Origin of the sequence: Butyrivibrio sp. WCE2006, from assembly GCF_000701985.1 — a bacterium.
Classification (GTDB): Bacteria; Bacillota; Clostridia; order Lachnospirales; family Lachnospiraceae; genus Butyrivibrio.
The window spans coordinates 1-4,637 of the sequence record NZ_JNKH01000077.1; the positions used below are offsets into that span (position 1 = coordinate 1).

A 4,637-nucleotide genomic window follows, 5' to 3' on the forward strand; every position below is an offset into this window, starting at 1 on the left:
CTTTAACCTATTAAATCCTACAGTAAATTTACGCGGTCGTTCAATTGTATAGGTGTTGAAAATAAAAATGCAAAATGTTAATTTATAAGTATGAAGTTACCTACATCGAAGGTATAAAAATTACTTCATGCTATCAGATGTTCGCATCATCTGATGGACTTTTTCAGGAGAGACGTTCGCCAAAACGCCTCTCTTGTTATTTTTCCATGCATATTTCTTGCATTAAGCATCACCCCTTTCACAAAACTTATACGTACTCACCATTTATACCAAATAAAACTCCTTACCATGATCTTCAAAAAAATAATTAGAGAGATACTTCTCTGCTGTCACTTCTTGTTTTTCCTCATCAACCAGAATTACAGACAGTTCACTACGATATGGCATCTCATTAGCACGTTTTATCAAATATTCATATACTCCTATATTATTAACTACAATAGAAATCTTTGTTTCTTTCGTGGGATTCAAAAACAACATGTTAGTCAATGCAATCCTGATGTTCATCGGAGAAACCCCATATCTATTATTTTTTGATTCCCAGAAATATCTAACCACAAACCACCATTCTCGTATTCTTCCCATTTCGATATCTAATTTCATGTCAGGTTGGTTTGATTTTAAATAAGAATTGTATTCCTGAGTGCTCCTAAAAAAAATATTTCTACGAAGTAGCGCAGCCAAAATAACGCCTTCAACACGTCTCTGATACTCTTCTCTGGCATTTCTGTGCTGAAGTAGCCTTGGTTTTGTATCTTCCTTATTAATGTCTATTTTCTGGGAACCTTGCTTTTCTGATGTTCCCTCTCTCATTTGTTCAACCAAAACACTAGCCACATCAGATACCGCATTTTCATCCTGATATCCAGCAGCAACCATCATATCATCATATGTCACACCATTTTGTGGCTTGGCATTTTCTGATGCCAGTTTTTTTAATATATTGGAGCTAGGGATATAATCTCCCTTTTCTGCCTTATAAACAGTCATATAACTAACATCAGAATCGTTCGCATAATCTCTTAAGCTCCGATCTCCTCTTGCTGCACGTATAACTGATGAAAGCTCTTTACTGATATTTTCTCTTTTAGCCATAGCGTTCCTTTTGTTAAATATAATATATTTTTTAAGTATAAAAATATAACTTTTACTACCATTGCGCACGAGCATTTACTGTATTAAAGCCATTATACCACAATCATTAACATCTATCAATCCGCATATGCAAAACGCATGTTTGTTAAATATATTTAACAAGCATGCGCTAATTCTCTCTATTACAAAATTCTAATCTCACATTTAGCAATTGTCATACTTACAAAACCTTAATCCCACAAATTCCAAAACCATTTGCTAAACAGCTCCAGAGCTTTATCCTTGCAATCATTTCTATATTCTTCAATAGCCTTACTTTCCTTATAGTAAAGCTCATCAATTTCTTTATATTCAGGCACATCCCTCAGCATGTATAGCGTATGCAGGCCTTCCTTTTCTTCTTTCTCCTTCTGCTCTTCAGTTTTCAGCTTTTCTCCAAGCTCCCCATATTTTGCGGAAAAATCCTTATATGCTTCTTCCCAAGACTCTTCATATGGATTTGCTCTTGAACATGTCTCCTCATTAGCTTCCTTTAACAGAAATATCATTTCATCCAGCACTTCAGCCCATGCCTTCATGCCAGCGTCATCGACATCTTTCGGAGCGCCACTACCAACAAGAGCATGCGATAACTCTCCTGGCACGGAGGGGTAACCATCAGTTGTTTCCTTTAAATATTGAAGCATAGCCGGCATAATCTTTAAAAACCAGGCATCTATAGACCAAACATCCGATTCGCAAAATCCATACCTTGCCCTTTGATAAATATATCTAGCATTTCTTTTCCATCTTCTAAATTTTCTTTTGATCGTTTCTCTCCCTTTATCAGGTCCATCCACGCAACAGCTTCCACCAATAATACTTGTTCTACTCATTTTTAATGCTCCGATATATCTTCTCTGCATATACTCTATAGTCCTTTAACCGGCTATAGTTGCCAAAGTACTGCAGCCATACATTTTCAATTGCGGCTTCAATTTCATCTACACCACTTGATTCATCTATTCTTTTAGCTATCTCATAGCTTTCAAGGTCATATTCATCATACGGTGCACCATCACGTCTCAAATAGGCTGCATCCATTTCATCTATAACAGCTTTTACTATTTGAAAAATATCCATTTTATCCTTCTTCATTCTGACAAAGCTTCCAATATCTTTTTATTAGTGCATTTATATTTACCTAATTCTTCACGTATCCTGCACTCAAAATAGTTATAAAAACGCTTTATATCTTCCTCATCATCCCCTGTATAATTCTTTACACTCCTGTGTAATTCATCCAAACTTTCCTTGTAGAGTATGGAAGCTGCTATCCTTTCATCCGCATAAGCAGCCACCCCAACAGCATAATTATATATAGCCTCAAAAGTCTGATCTGCAGCTGATACAGCACGATACCTTCGAGGATTCTTCAGAAAAAGTATCTTATTTGCAGCATCCTCAAACTCTGCATTCTTTATATCCTCTGAGGTCAGTGGCTCATGCTCTGCTGCATTGTATTCTGTTTCATCGCGATCAAGAAAATCTCCAAGCATCAGCTTCTGCCCGCATGAGCACTCGACCGTAATAGCAGTCCCTATCCCAGTTGGTATAAAAGAATAAATCATCTTGTCCCCAGCAGTTCCATAGCCACATTCTGAGTGCTGCTTTTTAAACAAAGTAAGTTTATCAAAGTCTGATCCGCTTATTATAAAAGCCTTTTTTCTGGAGTTTCTCCCCTTTATCAGCGCTGTATCTTCATCCAATCCATACCATTTACATCGCTCTAAAGCTCCATTCTTTGCATCATCTAATGTGCTGTATGCTCTGATAAAATCTCCAGTATTATTAACGCTATCATATAAGCCAAAATTCTTTTTACGCTCTGTTTCTGATACATTAGCACTTATAAAAGTGGCATCTCCACCTATTGGAGTAGGATCCGGATATTCAAACAACTTTTCAAGGTTCCTATACTGATTCAAATGAAGTATGTACGCTTCTATCTGCTGATCCAGGCAATCCTTTGAAGTTTTATTTTCTTTATATTGAAATGTTATAGTCCATTTATAGCCAGTGAATGTATTTTCATATTCCTGTTCCTTAAACATAAGTGTATAGTAACCACTCAGTCCATTCGAAATCATATTATTGCAATACAGTGGCTTCCAAACTATATCCTCAGCTCTCACCATTTTTCTCCACCTCTGGCTTTTCCCATTCTGAAACATATCCAACCACATCACTTGAGCTCGTATCCGGATGTGTTTCTATATAATCGATTAGCTCTTGCCGCTTCTCAGGACGTCTATAGATCATTTCCAACATACCAATCACAAAATCAGCATAGGAACCTTTAATACCTGCAAGTATTCTTTTTAACTCCGGATCTGCAGTCCTGTTGACAGCCTCTGGCAAATGTACATTTATAAATTTCATAGCCGGGATAAATTCTTCCATGGGAAGCGCTGAAATATAACCAACAGCAACTATTTTGAGCACAGCATAGGCCCGCCCGACAGATTCAAAGCCTCGCTTGAATCCATTACTCATATTAGTAATTCCGTTTTCAAACGCAGATACATTTACCGGATACTCTTCAAAATACATCCATTTTGTAAACTCCATTAGCATATTTTTCACTAATGTTCTTGACTCGTAAGAACCATCAAATAGCTTCTCTTGATTCCCAAATTCGATATAATATTTGCCATCATATGAATTCATATACAGATAAAGCTGATATTTCCCCTTCGCTATTCCATATACAAACAGGTTATTGATCATATCTGTGTTAGCAGCCATTCCACTTGTTCTGACAAAATCATTACCTTCTTCAAACTGTTTAAGCGCTCTAAGAAAATCAGCTTCCTCGCAATTCCAAAGCCTGTCATTATCTGGTACAACATCCATAATAAACTGCCCAAACCTTAGATCAGGACATTGTTCCCACACTGCTGCCACGTTATCTAAAAATGGTCTTATTCTTCTCGCATCTCGCATAACAAATCTCTTTTCTATTTAAGTTCCTATACAATAATTTTATTAGCATCATCTGCAAAATGCATTTAACCATAAGTTGAAGATTATTCAAATTCATCTTCTCTGGCCTTGAAAAACTCGTAAAAATACCTGACATTTTCAAGCTCGCTCCATTTACACACTCTACAGTCCTGTGTATCGAGGTTGTAGATTTTCGCACCAGATAAGATCCCAAGCATAAACGGAGAATGGGTAGCTATAATAAACTGACAGCCCAAAAGATGGGACATCTTGTTAAGTTCCTCTGCAAGCTTAACCTGATTGGCAGGTGACAACGATACCTCCGGCTCATCCAGAAGATACAGATTATCCGGCAGTGAATTATCATCAAAAAACTGTATGGCAGTCTCTCCATTTGAATACTTTTCCTGCCCAAACATTATGTACCCCATCTGTTTACTGCCTTCCTTTGAAGCGAGATAATCCTTGGCTTCCTTCTTGGTCATACCCTTTTGAACATAGTCATAAACCATACCATCCGAAAGTACTCTCTTCTGTTCAATTTTCTTAATCTCATA

The 4,637-nt window shown here is 37.0% G+C and carries 6 protein-coding genes; all 6 read right to left on the bottom strand.

What is annotated here, in order from left to right; translation table 11 throughout:
• Nucleotides 1-264 precede the first annotated feature (264 nt).
• Nucleotides 265-1,095, bottom strand: a complete 831-nt coding sequence (locus T501_RS19155) for a hypothetical protein (protein WP_044917101.1) — start codon at nucleotides 1,093-1,095, stop codon at nucleotides 265-267.
• A 230-nt stretch (nucleotides 1,096-1,325) separates the two neighbouring features.
• Nucleotides 1,326-1,970, bottom strand: coding sequence for a hypothetical protein (locus tag T501_RS19160; protein WP_044917102.1), 645 nt, complete (start codon nucleotides 1,968-1,970; stop codon nucleotides 1,326-1,328).
• A complete protein-coding gene (locus T501_RS19165) occupies nucleotides 1,963-2,232 on the bottom strand; it encodes a hypothetical protein (RefSeq protein ID WP_044917103.1) in 270 nt (89 codons plus the stop codon). Before T501_RS19165 ends, T501_RS19160 begins: the two co-directional genes overlap by 8 nt.
• On the bottom strand, nucleotides 2,229-3,272 hold the full coding sequence (locus tag T501_RS19170) for a hypothetical protein (RefSeq protein WP_044917104.1): 1,044 nt from the start codon (nucleotides 3,270-3,272) through the stop codon (nucleotides 2,229-2,231). The genes T501_RS19165 and T501_RS19170 overlap by 4 nt, the downstream gene beginning before the upstream one ends.
• Nucleotides 3,259-4,080 carry a hypothetical protein gene (locus tag T501_RS19175; RefSeq protein ID WP_044917105.1) on the bottom strand — a complete coding sequence of 274 codons (822 nt, stop codon included), beginning with the start codon at nucleotides 4,078-4,080 and terminating at the stop codon, nucleotides 3,259-3,261. The genes T501_RS19170 and T501_RS19175 overlap by 14 nt, the downstream gene beginning before the upstream one ends.
• 83 nt (nucleotides 4,081-4,163) lie before the next feature.
• Nucleotides 4,164-4,637 (bottom strand): AAA family ATPase (locus tag T501_RS19180; protein WP_044917107.1); only part of this gene is annotated, 474 nt, incomplete at its 5' end.

Bases quoted from the DNA above. Each gene is read 5' to 3' on its own strand.
- T501_RS19155 (WP_044917101.1), bottom strand. From the start codon at position 1,095: ATGGCTAAAAGAGAAAATATCAGTAAAGAGCTTTCATCAGTTATACGT.
- T501_RS19170 (WP_044917104.1), bottom strand. From the start codon at position 3,272: ATGGTGAGAGCTGAGGATATAGTTTGGAAGCCACTGTATTGCAATAAT.
- T501_RS19160 (WP_044917102.1), bottom strand. From the start codon at position 1,970: ATGAGTAGAACAAGTATTATTGGTGGAAGCTGTTGCGTGGATGGACCT.
- T501_RS19175 (WP_044917105.1), bottom strand. From the start codon at position 4,080: ATGCGAGATGCGAGAAGAATAAGACCATTTTTAGATAACGTGGCAGCA.
- T501_RS19165 (WP_044917103.1), bottom strand. From the start codon at position 2,232: ATGAAGAAGGATAAAATGGATATTTTTCAAATAGTAAAAGCTGTTATA.